A 25,163-nucleotide genomic window follows, 5' to 3' on the forward strand; every position below is an offset into this window, starting at 1 on the left:
CGCATCCGACAGGATCAACTCGGCCTTCGGCCGCCCAGTACGCGCCACCAGGCAACCCTACACAACTGAACAGAATTCCTGACTCAGAAGACTAGTAGCCCTGCCAGAATGACGGGGGTCGCCGGGGCTGTATTAGGGCAACAGTGGTCGACGCTGCTCCAGTCCGTCTCCAGGAGGAGTGCCCAGGGATCGATTGCCCCGCTGCCATCGTTGATTGTCACGGCCCAAGTCTGGCCTGCAGGCCTCCCTCCTTTACCCACCACTCACCCCAACGTGCCCGCGGTCGGCGACGGCGCCCCTCTCCATCCCGGTGCCGGCCGATCCCCCGCCGGAGGCATCGTCTTGTGACCGCGCCCCGTTCTACGCGGTGATCGACTCATGGCTACCGGCCCTATCGACATGTGGGCGCGCGTCGGCGCAGCGCGGGCGGAGCGGGCCGAAGGCAGGAGCGGCGCCCGGAGCGGAGTCGGAAAGCGCGCCCGGCGGAGCGGAGCGCAGCCGGGGCTTGAAAACGAGGTAGAGAAACTTGTAACAGCTCAGGCGCGAAGCGGTTCCGGGCTCGGCGTCTCGTCGGTGAAGGTCGGCTCTGCTGGCCGGGTAGGACGCTGGGCAAGCCAACCTGAGAGGCGTGGCCCTCCGTCGACGGCGTTTCCTTCGAGGACGGTCCTTACATGCTGGAAGCCCTGATCGAGGTAGTAGCGCTGCAACCGGGCGTTGGAGGTCCAGGCGTCGAGGCGCAGCCACTTGGCCGCTGCACGGTAGGCCCGGTCTCCGCCCAGTCCAGGAGGGCGCCTCCGAGGTTCTGTCCGGCGTAAATCCCGGGACACTGTCTGCTTGTTGACGAACATCGTCGGTTCGGACAGCTCCTCGTCCGACCACAACCCCTCTTCGGCCTCCGGGGGTGAGTGTGATCGTGGCGGCGGTCTGGTCCCCGTCCCTTGGCCGGTTACGGGCGACTCCACTGGCAGCTGCCGAGTGCGCTGATCCAGGACGCCGCTTCCTTCCGGAAGTCGAGCAACCGTTGGAGGTCGGCCGGGGTGGCGGTCGTGATCTTCACTGGGCTTCGTTCTCGGTCCGGGTGGAGAGATCGCCGACCTCGTAGTTCATGCGGTTCAGGTCGCCTCGGAACGTCGTGACGGTGCAGCGCACTGGGCGCTCGGCCGTGTACCCGGTGCGGGTCCAGAGCATGACCGGAACGCCGGGGCCGATCTCCGGTACGACTCGGCGCGCGAACACGGCATGCACGCCCTCCGGCACTTCTACGCCTCCGCCCTGTTGGACGCGGGCGAGAACGTCAAGGCGGTCAGCGAGTACACGGGGAATGCCGACCCGGCGCTGACACTTCGGGTGTACGCCCACCTGATGCCCGACAGCCGCCAGCGTGCCCGCCGCGCCATCGACGCGGTGTTTCAGCGCGTCTCCATGAGGATCACGGCCCGCAGACGACCCGGTGAGGCACCGACGGCCCGTGAACTGCCTTTCTGTGCAGCTCAGAGGCCGTCAACGCTGCCCTCAGAGGTCAACTCGCCCGACGCGCTCGTCCTGGCTGTCCGCCCGGACTCTTCCCGGCAGTGCCGGGCGCGACGTGGGAGCGGCCGCGGTTCGCTCGGGTCCAGGTCACGGGTTGGTGACACTGCCTTCACTCCGCCTCCGTGTCAGTGGAACATGCGCCAGTCATCCCAGACGACCTGGAGCCTCCGTGAGTCAGCCGCCCAACTGCCAGCCCCAGCACGGCCCCAGCTCGATGTCGGCTCCGCCGCGAAGAGTGAAGGCCCTTCTGACGTGGCTCGTCGTCGCGACTGCGGTTGCGGCTGGCGGAGTCGCGCTGCTTCTCACTCAAGACAGCAGTAGCGCAGGCAAGGCTGAGGCCGCGCCGACCACCAGTAGCCCAGAAGCTACGAAGGCGGAGGTGCCAGCGTGATGCCTCAGTTGGGTGCGGGCGGAGTTGGCGGACACGTCCGCCGGCATGGACTACGACTCGGTCTCGGGCTCCTGCGGATCTTGCCGGGGGAGCAATTCGGTGCCCTCGTAGAGGAGGAAGCCCGCAAGATGATGACCGATCTGGGTGTACTGCCGAGAACGAAGGCCACGGAGGCTGAACGCTTCCGGGACTGCATCGGTCAGTTCGGCACGGTCAGCGAAAAGGCGTCGGTTGAGCACGTCACCAAAGTCGAGGGAGCGATCGGGCCGCGCCGTCTTGCCGATGTCGCGAACGTCTACACCGACTACGGCAGCGATGAGGGCAGTGAAGGTCTGCGGGTCGCGTCTGCATTCACGACGTGCTACAAGTCGATCGACGGCAAGGTGTGGGTCTTCGCCAGGGACGGCAAACCGCTGGCGGACAAAGGGTACTGATGACCCTCAGCCACGGGTAATAAATGGCCTACGGTCGCGCGTCACCGGGTTCGCTGCGCTCGCGCGCCGTCCGTCAGCCCGAGCGCTTTGGGCGCTGTCCCATCGACTGGGTGCTTCAGCGTCTTTCAAGGGAAGACCACGGCCCACAGACGGCCCAACGACATCCGAACTGCCCCTGATGCGTCCTTCTGTGCAGATCAGGGGCCGTTGCCCCGTGAGAAGCCTCTGAACTTCCTCAACTCTGCTTTGGGGTGTGGCGGCGAGGGGCATCTCCCGTTCACGCCGGAGAGCTTCACGGCGTGATCCACAGGCAACCGATACGCGGCGAGGCGTCCGACGGGGGATTGCTTCGGGGGAGTCTCCGGGCTCGGGCCCGGGACGGAAGGACGGTGGAGCCATGCTCACAGGCATCATCCTGTTCGTGGTCGCAGCTTTGCTGATCAGGGGTTTCGTGATGGGCCGACGCGGCTCGGGCCCCGTCCGGACGAGGGGCGGCAGGGGGTCGCGCCGGAGCGGCGGCGGGGGCGACGGCGGCGGCGGCAACAGCTGGTGGGCCGGTGACGGGGGCGGTTCGTCCTCGGACGGACACCACTCGGGCCAGTCCTGCGGTGGCGGCTCGTCCTGCGGAGGCGGGTCGTCCTGCGGGGGAGGGGGCGGCGGATGCGGCGGAGGCAGCTGACACGGGGCAGCTGAGCTCCGGCCCGGGGGAACCGCATCCCCGCCACGGGGCCCGTTCCTGGGACCGGGTCCCACGCCCCGCCCTGAGCGCCCGCCGGGCCACACACCCGGTGGGCGCTCCCACACCCCGGCGCACGCCGTACGGGCGGGGTGTGCGCCCTGGTTGAACAGTTGAGCTGTGGAGCCCCCTGAGGGATGGAAACGCCACGAAGTTGGGTAAAAACGCTGTGGCGGCGCCATCGTTCATGATTCGCTCTCCCTCATCAACGCAGCTCCTCGGACGACCTGTTGACCCCCCTCCTGACCGGCCGACTGGGCTGAGCGGGCCGCATCCCCGGCAGTGCCACGGATGCGCATGCCCCACACCTTCCTCTTCCTTGTGTGCTTGCGGAGCCGATCCATGCTCACGACCCTGAAAACCGCCTACACCGACACCCGCGCCGCCGACCTGGCCTGGGCCCTGGGACGCGAGCCGCTGCCCGCGCTCGCCTGCCTCGACATCGAACTGAAGGGCGCGAAACTGCAATTGAGGCTGCTCGGCGCCTCCCACCAAGTCCTGCTCGAAGAGGAGCGGGGCAGCTGCTCGGAGACGGTGGCGTGCATCCCCGGCAGCAGCACCCCCCTCCCGCTGGGCGTCGCCAAGCGGGTGGGCGACTGGGAGTACGAGTTCGCCGCCCGCGTCGAGGTGCTGACCCCGGGCTCCTTCGCCGGCCGCGCCCAGGAACTGCTGGCCCTGGTCTCCGGCCACCCGCACGGCCTGGCCGGCGTCTTCCCCGGCAGCCCGCACGCCTTCACGGCGCTGCTGGCCCAGCGGCACGAGGGGCAGGTGCACTGGCGGACCTGGCACGCCTACCCGCAGGACGGCCAGTTGGTGGCGACCCGCACCCGGGTGGGCGTGCGGGTGCCGACGGCCGGGCTCAGCCCGTCCGCGGTGTGAGCGGGCGGGGGCCGGGGCGCGAGCGGGTGGGGTCCGAATAAACCTGTGGTGCCGGACAAGCCCCGAGTTTCACACGTGTGGGTGACGAAGCGCAGTGCTGGAGTGACGTAACGTCACTCCGTGATCGAACCGCACGCGCCCGCCCCGCCCGGCTCTCCGCCGTCCTGGGGCGGCCCCTGCGGCCCCGAAGCGCCCGCGCGGCTGCCCGTACGGCCCGCCGTCGGACGGTTCCTGGTGCTGGCGGGCGTCTTCGTGTGCGCGGCCTGCGGGCTCGTGTACGAACTCGAACTCGTCGCGCTCGCCTCGTATCTGATCGGCGACTCGGTCACCCAGGCGTCCGTCGTCCTGTCCGTCATGGTCTTCGCCATGGGCCTCGGCTCGCTCGCCGCCAAACGGCTGCGCGGCCTCGCGGCGGCGGGCTTCGGCGCGCTGGAGGCCGCCCTCGCCCTCGTCGGCGGCTCCAGCGCGATGCTCCTGTACGCCGTCTTCGCCTGGACCGGCGGCTGGGGCGGCCTGTGGGCCGACGGCCCCCGTGTCCTGCTGGTCGCCTTCTCCCTCGCCATCGGCGTGCTGATCGGCGCCGAGGTGCCGCTGCTCATGGAGCTGATCCAGCGGGTGCGCAGACAGGACCCGGGCGGTGCCGTCGCCGACCTGTTCGCCGCGGACTACGTCGGCGCGCTCGTCGGCGGCCTCGCCTTCCCGTTCGTCCTGCTGCCCTTCCTCGGCCAGCTCACCGGCGCGCTGCTCACCGGCACCGTCAACGCGGTCGTCGGCGCCGCCCTGGTCCTCGGCCTGTTCCGGCGCGACCTGTCCCGCCGGGCCCGCTGGCTGCTGCTGACCGCCAACGCGCTGGTCCTCGCCCTGCTCGGCACGGCGACCGTCCTCGCCGACGACTTCGAACGCGCCGCCCGGCACGCCGTGTACGGCCAGGACGTCCGGGTGGCCGTGCACACCGACGTGCAGGAGGTCGTCCTCACCGGCGACACCGACGGGCGGCCCCTCGACCTGTTCCTCGACGGGCGGCTGCGGGTGCGCGCCGGCGAGGAGCGGCGCTACCACGAGGCACTGGTGCACCCCGCGATGAACGGCCCGCACGCGCGGGTGCTGATCCTCGGCGGCGGCGACGGCCTCGCCGCCCGGGAGGTGCTGCGCCACCGGGGCGTCCGCCGCGTCGACGTCGTCGAACTCGACCCGGCGCTCGCCCGGCTGGCCCGGCACGACCCGGGCCTGTCCGCCCTCAACGAGCACGTCTACGGCGACCCGCGCGTCCGGCTCGTCACCGGGGACGCCTTCCACCGGCTGCGCTCGACGCCCTCCGCGACGTACGACGTGGTGATCTCGGACCTGCCCGACCCGGGTCTCACGGCCAGCACGAAGCTGTACTCACAGGAGTTCTACGGCCTGCTGCGGCGGGTGCTCGCGCCCGACGGGCGGCTGGCGGTCCACGCGGGCCCGGTCGCCGCGCGCCCCCGGGCCTTCTGGACGGTGGACGCCACCCTCCGCGCGGCCGGCCTGCCGGCCGTCGCCTACCGCGTCGGCGCCCGCGACCCCGGCTCCGCACCCGGCACCGACCGCGCGGCCGCCGGCCTCCGCGCCCCCCGGGACTGGGGCTTCCTCCTGGCCGCGCGCACCGCCCCCGCACCGCGCCTGGACCCGGCGGCACCCCGCCCGCGCACCCTCACACCCGGATCGCTGGCCCGGGACGCCCGCGACGCGGCCCGCACCCGGGTCCCCGGGCTGCCGCCGTCGACGCTGGTGCATCCGCGGTACTGATCCCCGAGGGTGCCGCGACCGCGACCGCTGTCGCGATCCCTCACGTCCCCGTGCGGCGGACCGCCCCTCCCCCGGGTGCGGGACGGACCGCCGCATCCCCCTGCGGATCGCTCGCACCGAGAACCTACGGCCGCGCCGCGGGTCCCGGAATCCCGCGCTGGGTGGAGAACGGGGCCAACCCGGCGTGGTAGCCGCCCGGTTCCTGCGACTTCCGCGGTACCGCGGAAGGATGACGCCGACGCCGGGCGGGCGGACCTACGCTGCGGGAATGCGCCTGCACCCCCTGGTGGCCGACGGCCTGATCGCCGCGGCGCTGACGACCGTGGCGGTCCTGCTCGGCACCGAGGCCGTTGCCCAGGGGTGGCCCGCGCTCGACCCGCTCGCCTGGACGCTCGTCGCCCTCCTGACCCTCCCCCTCGTCCTGCGCACCCGTGCCCCCGTCACCGTCTGTCTCGCCGTCCACGCCTGCTGGGCGGTCTACGTCACCCTCGGCTACTGGCCCGTCGTCGGCTCCTTCGGCCCCATGCTCGCCGTCTACACCGTCGCCTCCCTGCGCCCCGACCGCACCGCCGCAGCCTGCGCCGCCCTGCTCGCCGGGGTCTGGATCTACGCGGGGCTGCGCAGCGACGCCGGGTCGATGGCCTCGGTGGCGGGGCAGGCCGTGGGCTTCCCGCTGGTGCTGTGGCGGTTCGGATACGTGGCCCGCCGGACCGGCGAGCTGACGCTCCGGCTCCGGGCCGAACAGGCCGACCGGGCCCGGCGCGAGGTCGCCGAGGAACGCGTGCGGATCGCCCGCGAACTGCACGACGTGGTCGCCCACCACATCGCCGTCATCAACGTCCAGGCCGGACTGGCCCGCTTCGTGTTCCACTCCGACGCCCGCACCGCGCGCGACGCCCTGGACGCCATCGAGGGCGCCAGCGGCGAGGCCCTGGCCGAACTGCGCCGCATGCTCGGCCTGTTGCGCGCCGACGGCGTGCAGGGCGCGGACGGCGCCCCCGCTCCCGGCCTCGGCCAGCTCGGCGAGATGGTCACCCGGGTGCGTGCCGGCGGCGTCGGAGTGGAGCTGCGGGTCACGGGCACCCCGCGCCCGCTGCCGCCCGGCGTCCAGCTGTGCGTCTACCGGGTGGTGCAGGAGGCCCTCACCAACGTGCTCAAGCACGCGCCCGGCGCGGACGCCACCGTCGAACTGGCGTACCGCGCGGGCGAGGTGACGGTGTCGGTGACCGACGGCGGACCCGCCGAGGGGCTGGTTCCGGACACACCTGCCCAACGGGGCGGACACGGCTTGATCGGGATGCGGGAGAGGGCCAAGCTCTACGGCGGGACGATCGCCGTCGGCCCGCGCAGCGAGGGGGGTTTCGGCGTGCGCCTGACCCTGTCGACGCCGGTACAAGCCGCACGCCGGGGAGGCACCATCCGGGAATGACCGACGCAGACAGCCCGACGGACGGGCCGATACGCCTGCTCGTCGTAGATGACCAGTACCTCGTCCGCAGCGGCCTCGCCACCCTGCTGCGCGCCGCCCCCGGCATGGAGGTCGTCGGCGAGGCGGCCGACGGTGCCGAGGCGGTGCGCCTGGCCGCGCGGACCCGGCCGGACGTGGTCCTGATGGACATCCGCATGCCCGGCCTCACCGGCATCCAGGCCACCGAGCGGATCCTCGCCGAGGCGGTGGACCCCGCGCCCCGCATCCTCGTCCTGACCACCTTCGACCTCGACGAGTACGTGTACGGCGCCCTGCGGGCCGGCGCCGCCGGCTTCCTGCTCAAGGACGCGGGACCCGAGCGGCTGCTGGCCGCCGTCAGCGCGGTGCACGGCGGTGACGCGCTGTTCGCCCCCGCGGTCACCCGGCGCCTGGTGGAGGCGTTCACGCGGATGACGGACACGGGGCGTGCGGTCCCGGGGCGCGGGGAATCGCCGGACGCCGCTCCGCCACCCGCGCTGACGGCGCTGACCGGCCGCGAGGCCGAGGTCCTCGAACTGGTGGCCCGCGGTCTGAGCAACGCCGAGGCCGCCGACCGGCTGTTCATCAGCGAGGCCACCGTGAAGACCCACCTCAACCGCACCATGACCAAGCTGGGCTTGACCAGCAGGGCCCAGGCGGTGGTCGTGGCGTACGAGACGGGACTGGTGACGCCGGGGAGCGCGGGCGCCGGGTGACTTCGTGCCGACGGGGGGTGCACCGGGCGCCCGCTGGGTAAGCTGCGCTGACATGGAGCATGAGGTGTTCGTTCCGGTTCCGGCCGAGCGGCTCAGGGACGTGCTGGCCGACCCCGTCCGGGTCGCCCGGGCGGTTCCCGGGCTCCAGCAGGACGCCGGTGCCGAGCCCGTCGCGGGCCGGCTGAAGGTGCGCATCGGCAGTCACTCCATCACCTACCGCGGCTCCCTGCGCCTGTCCGCGCGCGAGGACGGCACGTACGCCGTCGAGGGCGACGCCACCGAGTCGCGCGGCACCGGCACGGTCACCCTCGCGCTGACCGTTCGCGCGGACGGTGCCGACGGCGGCGCCACCCTCATCTTCACCGGAACGGCCACCGCCGACGGGCGGGTCACGGAGCTGCCGCCGGAGTCGGTGACGTCGGCCGCCACCCGGCTGCTGACCCGGTTCGCGGAGAACCTGGGCACGGCGGCCCAGGCACCCCCCGCGGCGGAACCGGAGGCGGAGGCAGAGGCGGAGACAGAAGCGGCGCCGGGTCCGGAGCCCGAGCCCCGCCCCGCCTCCGTCTTCGACACCGAGATCCCCCCGCCCTCCCTCATGAACACGGACGAGGACGAGGACGCGCAGAGAGACAGGGACGAGCACCCGCACGACGAGCCGGCCGCCCCACCCCCCGCCGAGGCCGCGCACGCGCGCCGCACGATGATCGGCCGCAGCGCCGAGGAGGTGGACCACGCCCCGCCGCGCGGCCGGTACGCCCCCGTGCCCGCTCCCCAGGCGAGCGCGGTCGGCGCCCCCCTGCGCTGGGCCGCCCCCGCCGCGGCGCTGGCCGTGGCGGGGGCGATCGTGCTGGGCCGCGCGCTGCGCAGACGCCGCTGACCCACCCCGGACCCGCCGCGGGACCACCGCCGGGTGGGGCGGTCTTGATCGCCCCAGTAGGGTCGTGGCGTGAGTAACGAACCCATCACGCTGACCGCGGGTGACGCGGAGGCGACCGTGCTGCCGGGCAACGGCGGCCGGATCGGCGGACTCCGCGTCGGCGGCACCGAACTGCTCCGTCAGGGCGAGCGCTACGGCTGCTTCCCGATGGTCCCCTGGTGCGGACGCATCCGCGACGGCCGCTTCAGCGACGGCGCCGTGGTCCACCAGATGCCCCTCAACTCCCCGCCGCACGCCATCCACGGCACCGCCCGCGACGCCGCCTGGCACACCGCCCGCGTCACCGCGGACGAGGCCGTCATCACCTATGACCTCACCGACCCCTGGCCGTACTCCGGACGCGTCACCCAGGTGATCGCGCTGGCCGAGGACGGTCTCACGCTGTCGATGTCCGTGGAGACGTACGACTCGTCCTTTCCGGCGCAGATCGGCTGGCACCCCTGGTTCAACCGGACCCTCGACGGCACCGGTGTGGAGATCGCCTTCGACCCCGCCTGGCAGGAGGAGCGCGGCGACGACCACCTGCCCACCGGCAACCGCGTCGAGCCGAAGCCGGGCCCCTGGGACGACTGCTTCGGCATGCCCGACGGCGTCGACGTCACGCTGACCTGGCCGGGGCGGCTGGAGCTGAAGGTGACCAGCCCGGAGCAGTGGGCCGTGGTGTACGACGAGCAGGAGGCCGCCGTCTGCGTGGAGCCGCAGACCGGCCCGCCCAACGGCCTGAACACCCTCCCCCGCCTGGTCACGCCCCTGGAGCCGCTGGAGGCCACGACGACCTGGGCCTGGCGCCGCCTTTAAGCTGGCGTACATGACGGACGTACGCGGCGAGCTGCTGCAGCAGATCAAGGACAAGGCCGTGGTGCACGGCAAGGTGACCCTCTCCTCGGGCCTGGAGGCCGACTACTACGTCGACCTGCGCCGCATCACCCTGGACGGCGAGGCCGCGCCGCTGGTCGGGCAGGTGCTGCTCGACCTCACCGCCGACCTGGAGTTCGACGCGGTGGGCGGTCTGACCATGGGCGCCGACCCGGTCGCCGCGAGCATGCTGCACGCCGCCGCCGCACGCGGCCGCAGGCTCGACGCGTTCGTCGTCCGCAAGGCCGCCAAGGCGCACGGGCTTCAGCGCCGTGTCGAGGGCCCGGAGATCAGGGGCCGCCGCGTCCTGGTCGTCGAGGACACCTCCACGACCGGCGGTTCCCCGCTCACCGCCGTCGAGGCCGTGCGCGAGGCCGGGGCCGAGGTGGTGGCCGTCGCCACGATCGTGGACCGGGCGACCGGCGCCGCCGAGAAGATCCAGGACGGCGCGGGGGTGCCGTACCTGTACGCGTACGACAAGGACGAGCTGGATCTGGACTGAGACCAGGGGGCGAGACGGGATCGGGGCCCACTCGGGCATTCCCGTTTCGTCTGGAAGGATGGGGCCGACGATGACGTCGCCCCCCAGTCCTAGGTCAGGGCCATAAGCACCGACACGCCCACCCGCACATACAAGGAGCGGACAGATGCCCATCGCAACTCCCGAGGTCTACAACGAGATGCTGGACCGGGCGAAGGCAGGAAAGTTCGCCTACCCCGCCATCAACGTGACCTCTTCCCAGACGCTGCACGCCGCCCTGCGCGGTTTCGCGGAGGCGGAGAGCGACGGCATCGTCCAGATCTCCACCGGCGGCGCCGAGTTCCTGGGCGGCCAGCACAACAAGGACATGGTGACCGGCGCCGTCGCCCTCGCCGAGTTCGCGCACATCGTCGCCGAGAAGTACGACGTCACCGTCGCCCTGCACACGGACCACTGCCCCAAGGACAAGCTCGACGGGTACGTCCGCCCGCTGCTGGCGGTCTCCGAGGAGCGCGTGAAGGCCGGCCGCAACCCGCTCTTCCAGTCGCACATGTGGGACGGTTCGGCCGAGACCCTCTCCGACAACCTCGCCATCGCGCAGGAGCTGCTGGAGCGCGCCCGCGCCGCCAAGATCATCCTCGAGGTCGAGATCACCCCGACCGGCGGCGAGGAGGACGGCGTCTCGCACGAGATCAACGACTCCCTCTACACCACGGTCGACGACGCGGTCCGCACCGTCGAGGCCCTGGGCCTGGGGGAGAAGGGCCGCTACCTGCTCGCCGCGTCCTTCGGCAACGTGCACGGCGTCTACAAGCCGGGCAACGTCGTGCTCCGCCCCGAGCTGCTCAAGGAGCTGAACGAGGGCATCGCGTCGAAGTACGGCCAGCCGGCCGGCAGCAAGCCGTTCAACTTCGTCTTCCACGGCGGCTCCGGCTCCACCGCCGAGGAGATCGCGACCGCCCTGGAGAACGGCGTGGTCAAGATGAACATCGACACGGACACCCAGTACGCCTTCACGCGTCCCGTCGTCGACCACATGTTCCGCAACTACGACGGCGTCCTCAAGGTCGACGGCGAGGTCGGCAACAAGAAGACGTACGACCCGCGCACCTGGGGCAAGCTGGCCGAGGCCGGCATGGCCGCGCGCGTCGTGGAGGCCTGCGGGCACCTGCGCTCGGCGGGCCAGAAGATCAAGTAACACCCGGTCGACACGACCGTACGCACGAGTCCGGCGCCCCGCGCGCCGGGCTCGCTGTATACCTGGGGGCATGCCCGACGTCCGGCTGGCCTCACCGCAAGGCAAGTGGATCCTGCTCACCACCGTCCTCGGATCCAGCATGGCCCTGCTCGACTCGACCGTCGTCAACGTCGCGCTGCCGCACATCGGACGTGACCTCGGCGCGGACCTCGCCGCCCTCCAGTGGACCGTCAACGCCTACATGGTCACGCTGGCCGGTCTGATCCTGCTCGGCGGCGCCCTCGGCGACCGGTTCGGCCGCCGCCGGATCTTCGTCCTCGGCGTGCTGTGGTTCGCCGCCGCCTCCCTGCTGTGCGGCCTCGCGCCGAACACCGGCGTGCTGATCGCCGCCCGCGCCCTGCAAGGCGTCGGCGGGGCGCTGCTCACCCCGGGCTCCCTCGCCCTGATCCAGGCCTCCTTCCACGCCGACGACCGGGGCCGGGCGGTGGGCCTGTGGTCGGGGTTCGGGGGCGTCGGCGCGGCGGTGGGGCCGTTCGTCGGGGGCTGGCTGGTGGACGGCGCGGGCTGGCGCTGGGTGTTCCTGCTCAACGTCCCGCTGGCGCTGCTGTGCGCGCCGGTCGCGCTGCGGCACGTACCGGAGTCCTCGGACGAGCGCGCCCACACGCGGTTCGACGTGCTCGGCGCCGCCCTGTGCGCGGCGGCCCTGGCGCTGCTCACCTACGCGCTGATCGAGGCCCGTACGGCGTCCTGGGCGGTGGCGCTCAGCGCGGTGGCCGGGGCGGTGGCCGCCGTGGCCTTCGGCGTCGTCGAGCGGCGCGGCAAGGATCCGATGATGCCGCTGGACGTCTTCTCCTCCCGCCAGTTCACGGCGGTCAACGTGGTCACGCTGTGCGTGTACGCGGCCTTCGGCGGCTTCTTCTTCCTCGCCGCGCTCCAGCTCCAGGTCGTCGTCGGCTGGTCCGCGCTGGCCGCCGGTACGGCCCTGCTGCCGACCACCGTCCTGATGCTGCTGCTCTCCGCCCGCTCCGGGGAACTCGCCGAGCGGTTCGGCCCGCGGCTCCAGCTCACCGTCGGCCCGCTGCTGTGCGCGGCCGGGATGCTGCTGATGCTGCGGGTAGGTCCCGGCGCCTCGTACCTCGCGGACGTGCTGCCCGCCCTGCTGGTGCTCGGCCTCGGCATGGTCACGCTGGTCGCGCCGCTGACGGCGAGCGTGCTGGCCGCCCTGGACACCGCGCGCGCCGGTCTGGCCAGCGGCATCAACAACGCGGCGGCCCGTGCGGCGGGGCTCGTCGCGGTCGCCGCGCTGCCCCTGCTCACCGGCATGGGGGAGGAGGCGTACCGGTCGGCACCGGCGTTCGACGACGCGTTCGGACCGGCGATGCTCATCTGCGCGGGGGTCCTGGTCGCGGGCTCCGTGATCGCCTTCACCACGGTGCGCCGCCCGGCCCCGGACTGCCCCCGGCCCGAGTGCCGCACACACGCCTCGGTACTGACACCCCCACTGGAGGGCGAGCACACCACCTGACCGCCCCCGCTCCCCAAGGGCCGCGGCGAACCGCGCGCGGAACGGGTATGCGGGGTGCCCTCTGGGGCCGACGTCCCGGTCCCGCCCTCAAGGGCCGCGGGGAACCGCGCGCGGAACGGGTATGCGGGGTGCCCTCTGGGGCCGACGTCCCGGTCCCGCCCTCAAGGGGCGCGGGGAACCGCGCGCGGAACGGGTACGCGGGGTGCCCTCTGGGGCCGACGTCCCGGTCCCGCCTCCAAGGGGCGCGGGGAACCGCGCGCCCAGCCACAGCTCACCCGCACCCGACAACGCACCGCCCTCCGTCACCCCGTCGCACCCGACAACGCACCGCCCCCCCGTCACCCCGTCGCACCCGTCCGGCCGACCCCCGCGCATGCCGCAGACTTGTCCCATGGCCATTCACGAGAACCTCCTCGGGGGACCGCCCCCGACCCACCTCCCCGACGACCCCGGCCCGCGCGAACTGCTGGCGGGCGGCACCTCCCCCGCCGACGTCGCCGCGAAGTACCCGACGTCCTCGCTCGCCTGGGCCCGGCTGGCCGACGAGGCGTTCGAGCGGGGCAGCGTCGTGGAGTCGTACGCGTACGCCCGTACGGGCTACCACCGCGGCCTCGACGCCCTGCGCCGCAGCGGCTGGAAGGGGCACGGCCCGGTGCCCTGGGAGCACGAGCCGAACCGCGGCTTCCTGCGCGCCCTGCACGCCCTCGCCCGCGCCGCCCAGGCGATCGGCGAGAAGGAGGAGTACGAGCGCTGCAGCCAGTTCCTGAAGGACTCCTCGCCGAGCGCGGCCGAGGTGCTGGGCTGACCTGCCCCCGACGCGTCCGGGCCCGTCCGCCGTGCGCGGGCGGGCCTTGCGGTTTCCTGCGACGATTGCGGAGGATGCCGTTGGGGACCGGGGCCCCGTGCCGGTAACGGCAGGGCGGACCGCTACCCGTGCACATCAGGAGACAGCGATGTCCCACGACGCCCCGAATCTCGACTTCGAGGGCAGCACGCCGTACGAGGACTACGTCAAGGCGGACGTGCTCACCCACCTCCAGCACACCCTCTCCGACGATCCCGGAGAGATGGTCTTCCTGGTCACGACCCAGGTCATGGAGCTGTGGTTCACCGTCATCGTCCACGAGTGGGAGACCGCCGCCCGCGCCCTGCGCGAGGACCGGATCCCGGTGGCGACCGACGCGCTCAAGCGCTCGGTGCGGGAGCTGGAGGCGCTGAACGCCTCCTGGACCCCTCTGGGGCAGCTCACCCCGGCCCAGTTCAACTCCTACCGGTCCGCCCTCGGCGAGGGCTCCGGCTTCCAGTCGGCGATGTACCGCCGTATGGAGTTCCTGCTCGGCGACAAGTCCGCGTCCATGCTCGTCCCGCACCGCGGCGCCCCGCGCGTCCACGCGGAACTGGAGAAGGCGCTGCACGAGCCGAGCCTGTACGACGAGGTGGTCCGGCTGCTGGCCCGGTGCGGGTACGACATCCCCGACGCCGTGCTCCGGCGCGACCTCACCCAGAAGTACGAGGCCGCGCCCGAGGTGGAGGCCGCCTGGACGGCCGTCTACTCCGGCGACCAGAACGGCGAGCTGGCCCGGCTCGGCGAGGCCCTCACCGACGTCGCGGAGCTGGTCTGGCGCTGGCGCAACGACCACCTGGTCGCCACCCGGCGCGCGATGGGCTCCAAGACCGGCACGGGCGGCTCCGCCGGGGTGGCCTGGCTGGAGAAGCGGGCCCGCAACAACGTGTTCCCCGAGCTGTGGACGGCGCGGTCCTATGTCTGAGCCGACCGGCCTCGCGGGCGAGGCGGAGAAGCTGGACGCCGCCGACCGTCTGGCGGCGGTGCGTGCGCGTTTCGTCCTCGACGACGTCACGTACCTCGACGGCAACTCCCTCGGCGCGCTCCCCGCGCACGTCCCCGCGCGCGTGGAGGACGTCGTACGGCGCCAGTGGGGCGAGCTGCGCATCCGCTCCTGGGAGGAGAGCGGCTGGTGGACCGCGCCCGAGCGGATCGGCGACCGGATCGCCCCCCTGGTCGGCGCGGCCGCCGGGCAGGTCGTCGTCGGTGACTCGACGAGCGTCAACGTCTTCAAGGCGCTTGTCGCCGCGGTGCGCATGGCGCAGGCGGACGGCGGCGACGGTGGGGGCGGCCCGGTCCGGGACGAGATCCTGGTCGACGCCACCACCTTTCCCACGGACGGGTACATCGCCGAGTCGGCGGCCCGGATGACGGGGTGCGGCCTGCGGCCCGTGGCCCCGGCCGAGGTGCCGAAGGTGCTGGCCGACCGGGGGGAGCGCACCGCCGCCGTGCTGCTCAACCACGTCGACTACCGCACCGGCCGGCTGCACGACCTGCCGGCGCTCACGGCCGCGGTGCACGTGGCGGGGGCGTACGCGGTCTGGGACCTGTGCCACAGCGCGGGCGCGCTGCCGGTCGGGCTCGACGAGCACGGCGTGGACCTGGCGGTCGGCTGCACCTACAAGTACCTCAACGGCGGCCCCGGCTCGCCCGCGTACCTGTACGTCCGGCGCGACCTCCAGCCCCGTTTCGACTCCCCGCTGCCGGGCTGGAACTCGCACGCCGAGCCGTTCGGCATGCGGTCCGACTACGCGCCGGGCTCGGGCGCGGTGCGCGGGCGGGTCGGTACGCCGGACATCCTCTCCCTGCTCGCCCTGGAGGCGGCGCTGGACGTGTGGGACGAGGACGGGGTCTCGGTGGCGGCGGTGCGGGCCAAGTCGCTGGCGCTGACGGACTTCTTCCTGCGCTGCGTCGCGGCGTACGTCCCGGACGGCCGCGTGGAGTCCGTGACCCCGGCGGCGCACGCCGAGCGGGGCAGCCAGGTCGCGCTGCGCTGCGACGACGCGGGCGAGGTCATGAAACGCCTCGTCGAGCGCGGGGTGGTCGGCGACTACCGCGCCCCCGACGTGCTGCGCTTCGGCTTCACCCCGCTGTACGTCGGCTTCGCGGACGTGGAGCGGGCGGCGCGGGTGCTGGCCCGGACGCTGGCCGGCTGAGCCGCCCGCGGGGTGGGGTCCGGACGCGCCGTTTCGGTCCTCACCCAGCGTCACATCCCCGTGTCCGCGCACGTCACCGGCCTGATAACGTCCCGCCAACGGCCGAATTCCTTCCTCCGGTCCGCCAACACCGTTCCGTCGCTGAGAGGTTGACCATGCCGGACGCCGCCGCAGAACCGGGCACCGCTGCCGCGAGGGACGCCGCGGAGGAGAAATCGGCCCTCTCCCACCCGGCGGTCGAACCCGACAGCACCGCCGGCTACGGCGACCACCCCGACCAGGTGATCGACTTCTACGTGCCGCGCGGCGGGACGGGCCCGGGCGAGGCCGCTCCCGTCGTGGTGGTCCTGCACGGAGGCTCGTGGCGCGCCCCGTACGACCGGCGCCACATCAGCCCGTTCGCCGGCTTCCTGGCCCGGCGGGGCTTCGGGGTGGCCAGTGTGGAGTACCGGCGCGGGGCGGAGGGTGCCGCCGGTGAGAGTGCCGGTGACCCCGTCGCGGGGCGCTGGCCCGACACGTTCGACGACGTGGCCGCCGCGCTGGACGCACTGCCGGAGCTGGTCCGGCGGCATCTGCCGCGGGCGGACGCGCGGCGCGTGGTGCTCACCGGCCACTCCGCCGGCGGCCACCTCGCCCTGTGGGCGGCCGCCCGGCATCTGCTGCCCGCGGACGCCCCGTGGCGGACCGAGCGCCCGGCGCCCCTGCGCGGCGTGGTCGCGCTCGCGCCGATCGCCGACTTCGAGGTCGCCGACAAGCTCGACGTGTGCGGTGGCGCGACGCGGCAACTCCTGGGCGACGGTGAGCTGTTCACCGAACGCCGCCCGTATGCCGACCCCGCCCTGCTGCTGCCCACCGGGATCGCGACGACCCTCGTGCAGGGCCGCGCCGACGTGGACGTCCCGCAGGCGGTCGCCGAGGCGTACGCCGACGCGGCGGCGAAGGCCGGGGAGGTGGTGGGGGTGACGCTGCTGGAGGACGTCGGCCACTACCCGCTGATCGACCCGGCGGCCGACGCGTGCGCGGTGGTGGCGGAGGAGATCGCCCAGCTGGCCTGGTGAGCGGACGGCCGGTGCCGTCGTACCCGTAGTACCTGAGAGCTACCCCGCAGGTGAGTTCCCCGGCGGGACGCGGGTTACCCGGCCCGGTCCATAACTTCCCTTGCAGACGCGCCCGGTGGGCGGGCGTGCTGGAGGGGGGCGGCCATGAGGCCCGGAACGACGGTACGTTGGCGGCGGCGCGTGGGCGGATGGCGCCGCGCCGGTAGTGCCGCGCTCATCGCGGGTGCCGTGGCGCTTCCCCTCTCCGGGGCCGCGCGGCCCGAGATCCCCGCCCCGGTCCCCGCCGCGCTCGCGGCCCCGACGGCCGCCACGCTGGACGACGCGTACGCCGCCAACCGGGCCAACGCGGCTCAGGCGTCCCGGATGGCCGCCCGACACGGCGACGATCACCGGGCGGCGGCGGACCGGGCGATGGCCGACCGGTCCCGCCACCTCCTCGCCTTCGACGGCCGGGGCGCCGGACGGGCCACCGAGGTCTTCGGTGACCTGGCGCACGCCGACCGCGTCGCCGTCCTGGTCCCGGGCTCCGACACCGGCCTCGACACCTACGGCCGGTTCCGCGCCGCCGCCCTCGCCCTGCACCGGCAGCTCCACGCCGAGGCGCCCGCGGGGACCCGCACCGCGGTCGTGGCCTGGCTGGGCTACGAGACGCCGGGCACCGTCAGCACCACCGTCGCCACGACCGACCGCGCCGACCGGGCCGCCCCCGGGCTGCGCGGCCTGGTCACCGACCTGCGCGGGATCACCGGCCCCGGCAGCCGCCTCGCCCTCTTCTGCCACTCCTACGGCTCGGTGGTCTGCGCCCGTGCCGCCGACGGCCTGGACGTGTCCGACATCGCCCTGGTCGGCAGCCCCGGCACCGGGTCCGACACCGCCGCCGGGCTGCACTCCGACGCCCGGATATGGGCGGGGCGGGGCGCCGACGACTGGGTGGAGCACGTTCCGCACGTCAGCGCCGACCTGTTCGGCACCACCGTCGGCTTCGGCACGGACCCGGTCTCCCCGGACTTCGGCGCCCGGGTCTTCGACGCCGGCGAGGGCGGCCACAGCGACTACTTCGACCCCGGCTCCCTCTCCCTGACGAACCTGGCCCGGATCGCCCTGGGCGAGACCACGGAGGTGACCCATGGCTGACCCGACCCCGGCACACCCGCGCGGCACCCTGCGCGCGGCCGCCGACCGCGTCGACTCGGCCACACCCGAGAACCGGGACCGGGCCGTGGACGCCCTGCGCGCCTTCGCCATCCTCGGGGTGGTCCTCGGGCACTGGCTGGTGACGGCGCTGGTCGCCGACGGCAGCAGCCTGCACGCGGCCAGCCCGCTCCAGGACATGCCCTGGTTCGCCCCGGTCTCCTGGGCCTTCCAGACCCTCGCCGTGTTCTTCCTGGTCGGCGGTCATGTCGCCACGCGTGGCTACGCGTCGGCCCGGGCCCGCGGCGAGTCCTACGGCCGCTGGCTGACCGCCCGGCTGTCCCGGCTCTTCCGGCCGGTCCTGGCCGTCCTCGGGCTGTGGGCGGTGACGGCGGCGCTGCTGCTCCTGACGGGCGCGGACTTCGTGACCGTCCACACGCTGGTGAAGCTGGCGTTGTCCCCGATGTGGTTCCTGCTGGTCTTCGCCGCGCTGACCGCGGCGACGCCGTTGCTGACCCGTCTGCATCCGCTGTGGCCGCTGGTCGTCGTTCTCCACACAGACCTGCTGCGCTTCGGGTTCGGCGCCCCGGCCTGGCTCGGCTGGGTCAACCTCGCCGCCGGCTGGCTGGTTCCCTACACCCTGGGCGCCGCCTGGACCCGCGGTGAACTGGACCGGCGCCGATCCGGCTGGTTCCTGCTGATCGGCGGCACGGCGGCGACCGCGGCGCTCGTCGCCTGGGCGGTCTACCCGGCGTCGATGGTCGGTGTCCCGGGCGCGTCGGTGTCGAACCTCAACCCGCCGACCCTGGCCGCCGTCACCTTCGGCCTGGCCCAGTGCGGGCTCGCCCTGCTGCTGCGCGAGCGGCTGCGCGGTGCGATGCGGCGTCCGATGGCCTGGGCAGGGGTCGCGCTGGTCAACCTCTCCGCGATGACGATCTTCCTCTGGCACCAGACGGCGCTGATGGCGACCACGGCCACCGGTCTCCTCGCGGGCCGTCTGCCCGGCCTGCACACGGCCCCCGACGGCCTGGACTGGGTCGCGGCCCGGCTCGCCTGGCTTCCGGTGTTCGCGCTGGTCCTGGCGGGCTGCTGGGCCACGTTCCGCTCCTGCGAGCAGCGCGGCCGAGGACGGCGACGCTCCCGGGTCGTGCGGGCGCACCGCCCGCGGCGCCGCGCGACCACGGCGGGTGCACGCCATGTCTAGGGTGGAGCCCGTGAGGCGATGGGGGAAGCGGCTGCGGATCTGGTTCCGGGCCCGGGCCGAGCGCGTGCTGCGCGTGCTCCACGAGGACCTGTGGACCTGGCGGGCCGATCCGCTGCCGCCGTCGGTGTGGCTGCGCTGGTTCCCGCACGGGATCGTGTGTCTGGCCGCCTTCGGAGTCCTGCTCGGTGACGCCGCCCAGCTCGGGGACAACGGCGGGGTCGAACCGGGCTTCGCCTTCCTCATCGGTGTCGCCCAGGCCGGGGCGATGGTGCTCGCGCTGTGGCGGCCGGTCGCGGCGTGGTGGCTGTCGATGGCGGGCATGCTGGTCGGGGCCTTCGCCGTGCGGGCCCAGATGGTCCCGGGCGGTGACGAGTTCACGTGGCCCTGGACGGCCGCCGGGCTCATCGGGCACCTGTTCGTGATGCTGCTGCTCGCCCTGCGGGTGCGCACCCGGGTGTCCGTGGAAGCGTTGATCCTCACCGCGCTCCCCACCTACGCCGTCCAGGGCATGGTGGGTGCCCCGAACTACCAGCCGACCGGTCAGCTCGCCGTCATCCTGTTCACGGTCGTCGTCGTCCTCGGCATCGCCCTGCGGGGCCGCCGCGAGGCGCGCTCGGAACTGGCCCAGCAGACCTCCCTCACCGCCGAGGAGCGGGCCCGGCGCACGCTGCTGGAGGAGCGCGGCCGCATCGCGCGCGAGCTGCACGACGTGGTCGCGCACCACATGTCGGTGATCTCCATCCAGGCCCAGGTCGCGCCCCTCCTCGTCAAGGACCCGCCGGACGAGCTGAAGGAGAACCTCGCCGGCATCCGGCAGAACGCGCTGGAGGCGCTCACCGAGCTGCGCCGCGTCCTGGGCGTGCTGCGCTCCGAGCACCCGGACGCGCCGGAGGCCGTCGAGGGCGGTGACGGCACCGTCCCGCACGCCCCGCAGCCCACCCTCGACCGGCTCGACGCGCTGGTGGAGAACACCCGGGCCACCGGACTGACCGTCACCACCGAGACGGGCGGGACGCGCAGACCGCTGCCGCCCGGCGTGGAGCTGTCGGCGTACCGGATCGTGCAGGAGGCGCTCAGCAACGTGCTGCGGCACGCGCCGGGCGCGAGTGCCCGGGTCCACCTCACGCACCTTCCGATCGGGCTGCGTGTGGTGGTCTCCAACACCCGGCCGACGCGCGCGCCGGCGCCGTCGCAGGGGGCCGGGCACGGGCTGCTCGGCATGCGGGAGCGGGTGGCGATGCTCGACGGCACGCTGACGGCGCACCCGATGCCGGACGGCGGCTACCAGGTGGCGGCGTTCCTGCCGGCCGACGGCCCCGACCTGCCCACCGACCCCTCCACCGGGCCCGCTCCCGACCCTTCCCCCGAAACCACCCCCGACCCATCCACCGAGGACGACACTCCATGACGACCAGCAGCAACGGCCGCGTGATCCGCGTGCTGATCGCCGACGACCAGCAGATGGTCCGGCAGGGTTTCACCGTGCTGCTCAACACCCAGCCCGACATCGAGGTGATCGGGCAGGCGGTCGACGGCCTGGACGCGGTGGCCAAGGTCGCCGAGCTTCACCCGGAGGTCGTCCTGATGGACATCCGGATGCCCGAGCTGGGCGGTATCGAGGCCACTCGGCGCATCACCGGGGCGGCCCCGGAGATCAGGGTGCTGGTGCTGACCACCTTCGACCTCGACGAGTACGTGTACGAGGCACTGCGGGCGGGGGCCTCCGGGTTCCTGCTGAAGGACGCGTCCGCCGACCAGCTCGCCGAGGCGGTCCGGGTGGTGGCCGCCGGCGACGCCCTGCTCGCGCCGGGGATCACGCGACGGCTGATCACGGAGTTCTCCCGGCTGGACGACCGCCCGCGCGCCCCGCTCAAGGCCCGCGTCGGCGAGCTGACCGAGCGGGAGACGGAGGTGCTCGCCCTCATCGCGCAGGGCCTGTCGAACGCGGAGATCGCCGGGCGTCTGGTGGTCGCCGAGCAGACGGTGAAGACCCATGTGGGCAGGATCCTGGTCAAGTTGGGCCTCAGGGACCGCACACAGGCGGCGGTGTTCGCGTACGAGTCGGGGCTGGTGCGCCCCGCGGGCTACTGAGGAGCGACGCGCAGTACCCCCGTAGTACTTGAGACGGATGCCCGAGAACCCCTCTCCACGGGGACGACCGGTCACTCCCGGTCGGCCTACCGTGTGAGCGTGACCGAGACGACTCACCAGCAGCACGAGGGCGGGATCCGCAGCCAGGAGTACCGGCTGGCCCGGACCTCCCTGCGGGGACTGCGCCAGGACCTGTTCCACGACCCTTTCGCCTACCATCGCCTGCCGCCCCGGCAGACGGACGGTCCGTTCGTCCGCCGGCTGCCCGGCCGGCTGCGGTCGGACGCGCAGTACCTCCCGCATGCGGTGGTGGGGGCGGTCGCGTTCATCGCCTTCGTCGTCGGTGCGGTGTCGGGCGACCTGCCCGGCGGTGACGTGCCGGCCCTGCTGACCGGCATCCTGTGCGCCCTCCCGGTGCTCCTCACCCTCTTGCGGCCGATCGGCGCGTTCTGGCTGTCCTTCGCGGTGACGCCGCTGGTCGCACTGATCAACGGCGCCGGGTGGGACTGGCCCTGGATGCCTGGCGCCTTCATCTGCCACCTTGCGGTGCTGATCATCGTGGCCCTGCGCACCCGCCCCCGCACCGCTGTCTGGATGTGGGTCCTGACGTGTGTGTACGCCTTCCTCGCGGACGCCTTTTTCGGCGGGTCGTACTACTACACGAACAGCGGACCCATGATGGTGACGTCCGCGTTCGCCCTGCTCGTGGTCTGTCTCTGGCACATACGCCAGACCGCCCGCAAGGAGGTGACCGCCCAGCAGACGGTCACCGCGCACGAGCGGTCCCGGCGGACCCTGCTGGAGGAGCGCACCACCATCGCCCGCGAGCTGCACGACGTGGTCGCGCACCACATGTCGGTGGTGGCGATCCAGGCGGAGGCCGCGCCCTACCGGGTGGAGAATCCGCCGGAGGAGCTGGAGCGGGCCTTCGCCACCATCCGGGAGAACGCGGTGGCGGCCCTCACCGAGCTGCGCCGCGTCCTGGGAGTCGTCCGCGCCGAGGACTACGAGGCCCCGGACGCCCCGCAGCCGACGCTCGCCGATCTGGACGCCCTGCTCGCCAACGTGCGCGAGGCGGGCCTGGCCGTGGACAAGGCGGTGACCGGCGCGGTGCGCGAGCTGCCGCCCGGGGTGGAGCTGTCGGCGTACCGGATCGTGCAGGAGGCGCTGAGCAACAGCCTGCGCCACGCGCCCGGCGCGACGGCCCGCGTCGAGGTCTCCTACGTCCTGGGCGGCCTGGGGCTGCGCGTGGTCAACACCGCCGTCCCACCGAACACCCTGGTCAAGCCGTCGCCCGGCGCCGGACACGGCATCACCGGCATGCGCGAGCGCGTCTCGATGCTGAACGGCGAGATGACGGCGGGGCCGACGGACGACGGCGGGTACGAGGTGGCGGTGTTCCTGCCGGTCACCGTGCGGACCGAGGGTGAAGCATGACGATCCGCGTACTGATCGCCGACGACCAGATGATGGTGCGCGAGGGCTTCTCGGTCCTGCTGAACGCGATGCCGGACATCGAGGTCGCCGGCGAGGCGGTCAACGGCCGGGAGGCGGTGGCGAAGGTCCGCGAGCTGGCCCCGGACGTCGTCCTGATGGACATCCGCATGCCCGAGCTGAACGGCATCGAGGCGACCCGGGAGATCGTGGCGGCGGACGGCACCTCGAAGGTGCTGGTCCTCACCACCTTCGACCTGGACGAGTACGTCTACCAGGCGCTGCGGGCGGGCGCGTCCGGCTTCCTCCTCAAGGACGCCTCGGCCCGCCAGCTCGCGGACGGCGTCCGGGTGGTGGCGTCCGGCGAGGCCCTCCTCGCGCCCTCGGTCACCAGGCGCCTGATCACCGAGTTCTCCAAGCTCTCCGACGCCCCGCGCCTGCTGCCCTCGGCCCAGGCGGCCTACGGCGACCTGACCGAACGCGAGACGGAGGTCCTGGTCCTGATCGCGCAGGGCCTGTCCAACTCGGAGATCGCCGAGCGCCTGGTGGTCGCCGAGTCGACGATCAAGACCCATGTCAGTCGCATCCTGGTGAAGCTGGGCCTGCGCGACCGCACCCAGGCGGCGGTCTTCGCCTACGAGGCCCGCCTGGTGACCCCGGGTTAGGTCCGAGGGCAGGGCCCGGCGCCCGGAACCCGGCGTTCGGTACGCCTTCGGCGGGGCCCGGCCCCTTCCGCGGACGCCCGTCGTTTCCTATCGTCCGTCCATGACGGCTGCATCCGAAGAACCCGCCCTGGCGTTCGACCCGTGGGACCCCGCCTTCGTCGACGACCCGTACCCCGCCTTCGCCGAGCTGCGGGCCCGGGGGCGCGTGCTCTACTACGAGCCGAGCGACCAGTGGCTGGTCCCGCACCACGCGGACGTCTCGGCGCTGCTGCGCGACCGCCGGCTCGGCCGGACCTACCGGCACCGTTTCACGCACGAGGACTTCGGCCGCACTCCGCCCCCGCCGGAGCAGGAGCCCTTCCACACGCTCAACGACCACGGCATGCTCGACCTGGAGCCGCCGGACCACACCCGTATCCGGCGCCTGGTGTCGAAGGCGTTCACGCCGCGCACGGTGGAGCGGCTGAAGCCGTACGTGCACGGGCTGGCGGACGAGCTGGTGTCCCGGCTGGTCGTGGCGGGCGGCGGCGACCTGCTCACGGACGTGGCCGAGCCGCTGCCGGTCGCCGTGATCGCCGAGATGCTCGGCATCCCGGAGTCCGACCGGGCCCCGCTGCGCCCCTGGTCGGCGGACATCTGCGGGATGTACGAGCTGAACCCGTCCGAGGAGACGGCGGCGAGGGCGGTCCGCGCCTCGCTCGACTTCTCGGACTATCTGCGCGCACTGATCGCCGCCCGCCGCAAGGAGCCCGGCGACGACCTGATCTCCGGTCTGATCGCGGCCCACGACGAGGACGACGACCGCCTCACCGAGCAGGAGATGATCTCGACCTGCGTCCTGCTCCTGAACGCCGGTCACGAGGCCACGGTGAACGCGACCACCAACGGCTGGCTGGCGCTCTTCCGCCACCCGGACCAACTGGCGGCCCTGCGCGCCGACCACTCCCTGGTCCCGTCCGCCGTGGAGGAGCTGATGCGCTACGACACCCCGCTCCAGCTCTTCGAACGCTGGGTCCTCGACGAGATCGAGATCGACGGGACGACCCTCCCGCGCGGCGCGGAGGTGGCGATGCTGTTCGGCTCGGCCAACCACGACCCGGCGGTCTTCACCGACCCGGACCGCCTCGACCTCGCCCGCCGGGACAACCCGCACATCTCCTTCAGCGCCGGGATCCACTACTGCATCGGCGCACCGCTGGCCCGCATCGAGCTGGCGGCGTCCATGACGTCCCTGCTGGAGCGGGCCCCCCGCCTGCGCCTGGCGGCGGAACCGGAACGCAGGCCGAACTTCGTGATGCGCGGGCTGACGGGACTACGCGTGGAACTCTGAGGACCCCGAGGACGCCGAGCCCCTCGACGGCTCCGAGCCGCCCGACGGCTCCGGCGATCCCGTCGTCTCCGGGCGCCGTCGCCGCCCCAGCAGCCAGGCGCCGAGCCCGTAGACCACGGCGGGCACGACGGCCCCGGCGAGGAAGACCAACGGCAGCTCGGTGAGCACGGCGCCGAAGTCCTGCCCGTTGTTCTCGAACTCGTTGCCCAGGTGCCGCTGGGTCCGGGCGGTCTGCCACCAGACCACCACCGCACCCACGGCCCCGGCCAACGAGACCGCACAGCCACCACCCGTCACCGCGTCCCGACTCATACCTGCCCTGACGCAATCGCCCGCACGGCCGGTTTC

The 25,163-nt window shown here is 73.2% G+C and carries 22 protein-coding genes and 3 pseudogenes; 22 read left to right on the top strand and 3 right to left on the bottom strand.

Features of this window, described 5'->3' with window-relative positions; translation table 11 throughout:
- Window positions 1-536: 536 nt before the first annotated feature.
- Window positions 537-1,057: pseudogene (locus tag ACZ6IM_RS35180) on the bottom strand (GNAT family N-acetyltransferase).
- Window positions 1,054-1,212 (bottom strand): annotated as a pseudogene (locus ACZ6IM_RS35185) (GntR family transcriptional regulator); the annotation flags it as partial. The pseudogenes ACZ6IM_RS35185 and ACZ6IM_RS35180, both read right to left, overlap by 4 nt.
- Window positions 1,213-1,215: 3 nt before the next feature.
- Here ACZ6IM_RS35185 and ACZ6IM_RS35190 point away from each other — a divergent pair.
- The 22 genes and pseudogenes from ACZ6IM_RS35190 to ACZ6IM_RS35295 all read left to right on the top strand — a co-directional run.
- A pseudogene (locus ACZ6IM_RS35190) lies at window positions 1,216-1,410 on the top strand (site-specific integrase); the annotation flags it as partial.
- Window positions 1,411-2,049: 639 nt separating this feature from the next.
- Window positions 2,050-2,355 carry a hypothetical protein gene (locus tag ACZ6IM_RS35195; RefSeq protein ID WP_469562424.1) on the top strand — a complete coding sequence of 102 codons (306 nt, stop codon included), beginning with the start codon at window positions 2,050-2,052 and terminating at the stop codon, window positions 2,353-2,355.
- A 1,078-nt stretch (window positions 2,356-3,433) separates the two neighbouring features.
- The gene (locus tag ACZ6IM_RS35200; RefSeq protein WP_052836512.1) at window positions 3,434-3,970 is read left to right on the top strand and encodes a DUF2617 family protein; all 537 of its coding nucleotides are present in this window, start codon (window positions 3,434-3,436) and stop codon (window positions 3,968-3,970) included.
- Window positions 3,971-4,090: 120 nt separating this feature from the next.
- The gene (locus ACZ6IM_RS35205; protein ID WP_469562428.1) at window positions 4,091-5,743 is read left to right on the top strand and encodes a polyamine aminopropyltransferase; all 1,653 of its coding nucleotides are present in this window, start codon (window positions 4,091-4,093) and stop codon (window positions 5,741-5,743) included.
- Between the two features lie 268 nt (window positions 5,744-6,011).
- Window positions 6,012-7,172, top strand: a complete 1,161-nt coding sequence (locus tag ACZ6IM_RS35210; protein WP_469562430.1) for a sensor histidine kinase — start codon at window positions 6,012-6,014, stop codon at window positions 7,170-7,172.
- Window positions 7,169-7,906 carry a response regulator gene (locus ACZ6IM_RS35215; RefSeq protein WP_052836506.1) on the top strand — a complete coding sequence of 246 codons (738 nt, stop codon included), beginning with the start codon at window positions 7,169-7,171 and terminating at the stop codon, window positions 7,904-7,906. The genes ACZ6IM_RS35210 and ACZ6IM_RS35215 overlap by 4 nt, the downstream gene beginning before the upstream one ends.
- A gap of 52 nt (window positions 7,907-7,958) precedes the next feature.
- Entirely contained in the window at window positions 7,959-8,783 is an 825-nt protein-coding gene (locus ACZ6IM_RS35220) for an SRPBCC domain-containing protein (protein WP_052836503.1), read from the top strand.
- 69 nt (window positions 8,784-8,852) lie between these two features.
- A complete protein-coding gene (locus tag ACZ6IM_RS35225) occupies window positions 8,853-9,641 on the top strand; it encodes an aldose epimerase family protein (RefSeq protein WP_052836501.1) in 789 nt (262 codons plus the stop codon).
- 10 nt (window positions 9,642-9,651) lie between these two features.
- Window positions 9,652-10,200: an orotate phosphoribosyltransferase gene (gene pyrE, locus ACZ6IM_RS35230; RefSeq protein ID WP_052836499.1), complete on the top strand. Its 549-nt coding sequence runs from the start codon at window positions 9,652-9,654 to the stop codon at window positions 10,198-10,200.
- 145 nt (window positions 10,201-10,345) lie between these two features.
- On the top strand, window positions 10,346-11,377 hold the full coding sequence (gene fbaA / locus ACZ6IM_RS35235; RefSeq protein WP_052836497.1) for a class II fructose-bisphosphate aldolase: 1,032 nt from the start codon (window positions 10,346-10,348) through the stop codon (window positions 11,375-11,377).
- A gap of 70 nt (window positions 11,378-11,447) precedes the next feature.
- Entirely contained in the window at window positions 11,448-12,902 is a 1,455-nt protein-coding gene (locus ACZ6IM_RS35240) for an MFS transporter (RefSeq protein ID WP_052836495.1), read from the top strand.
- Between the two features lie 391 nt (window positions 12,903-13,293).
- Window positions 13,294-13,707 (top strand): DUF3151 domain-containing protein, encoded by a 414-nt coding sequence (locus ACZ6IM_RS35245; protein ID WP_030183762.1) that lies wholly within the window; start codon window positions 13,294-13,296, stop codon window positions 13,705-13,707.
- Between the two features lie 148 nt (window positions 13,708-13,855).
- Window positions 13,856-14,671, top strand: coding sequence for a tryptophan 2,3-dioxygenase (locus tag ACZ6IM_RS35250; protein ID WP_469562437.1), 816 nt, complete (start codon window positions 13,856-13,858; stop codon window positions 14,669-14,671).
- Window positions 14,664-15,902, top strand: coding sequence for a kynureninase (kynU, locus tag ACZ6IM_RS35255; RefSeq protein ID WP_469562440.1), 1,239 nt, complete (start codon window positions 14,664-14,666; stop codon window positions 15,900-15,902). Before ACZ6IM_RS35250 ends, kynU begins: the two co-directional genes overlap by 8 nt.
- Window positions 15,903-16,057: 155 nt before the next feature.
- Window positions 16,058-16,960 carry an alpha/beta hydrolase gene (locus ACZ6IM_RS35260; protein WP_052836490.1) on the top strand — a complete coding sequence of 301 codons (903 nt, stop codon included), beginning with the start codon at window positions 16,058-16,060 and terminating at the stop codon, window positions 16,958-16,960.
- A gap of 144 nt (window positions 16,961-17,104) precedes the next feature.
- Window positions 17,105-18,094 (top strand): alpha/beta hydrolase, encoded by a 990-nt coding sequence (locus ACZ6IM_RS35265; RefSeq protein ID WP_052836488.1) that lies wholly within the window; start codon window positions 17,105-17,107, stop codon window positions 18,092-18,094.
- Entirely contained in the window at window positions 18,087-19,295 is a 1,209-nt protein-coding gene (locus ACZ6IM_RS35270) for an acyltransferase family protein (protein ID WP_052836486.1), read from the top strand. The genes ACZ6IM_RS35265 and ACZ6IM_RS35270 overlap by 8 nt, the downstream gene beginning before the upstream one ends.
- Window positions 19,288-20,703 (top strand): sensor histidine kinase, encoded by a 1,416-nt coding sequence (locus ACZ6IM_RS35275; RefSeq protein WP_052836485.1) that lies wholly within the window; start codon window positions 19,288-19,290, stop codon window positions 20,701-20,703. The genes ACZ6IM_RS35270 and ACZ6IM_RS35275 overlap by 8 nt, the downstream gene beginning before the upstream one ends.
- The gene (locus tag ACZ6IM_RS35280) at window positions 20,700-21,386 is read left to right on the top strand and encodes a response regulator (RefSeq protein WP_052836484.1); all 687 of its coding nucleotides are present in this window, start codon (window positions 20,700-20,702) and stop codon (window positions 21,384-21,386) included. Before ACZ6IM_RS35275 ends, ACZ6IM_RS35280 begins: the two co-directional genes overlap by 4 nt.
- Before the next feature lie 99 nt (window positions 21,387-21,485).
- A complete protein-coding gene (locus ACZ6IM_RS35285) occupies window positions 21,486-22,823 on the top strand; it encodes a sensor histidine kinase (protein WP_052836911.1) in 1,338 nt (445 codons plus the stop codon).
- Window positions 22,820-23,485, top strand: coding sequence for a response regulator (locus tag ACZ6IM_RS35290; RefSeq protein WP_469562446.1), 666 nt, complete (start codon window positions 22,820-22,822; stop codon window positions 23,483-23,485). Before ACZ6IM_RS35285 ends, ACZ6IM_RS35290 begins: the two co-directional genes overlap by 4 nt.
- A 100-nt stretch (window positions 23,486-23,585) precedes the next feature.
- Window positions 23,586-24,815 carry a cytochrome P450 gene (locus ACZ6IM_RS35295; protein ID WP_052836482.1) on the top strand — a complete coding sequence of 410 codons (1,230 nt, stop codon included), beginning with the start codon at window positions 23,586-23,588 and terminating at the stop codon, window positions 24,813-24,815.
- On the opposite strand, the gene ACZ6IM_RS35300 is transcribed toward ACZ6IM_RS35295, so the two are convergent.
- On the bottom strand, window positions 24,798-25,127 hold the full coding sequence (locus ACZ6IM_RS35300; protein ID WP_052836480.1) for a hypothetical protein: 330 nt from the start codon (window positions 25,125-25,127) through the stop codon (window positions 24,798-24,800). The genes ACZ6IM_RS35295 and ACZ6IM_RS35300 overlap by 18 nt on opposite strands.
- Between the last annotated feature and the right edge of the window lie 36 nt (window positions 25,128-25,163).

Source organism: Streptomyces sp. NPDC042336, assembly GCF_055581985.1.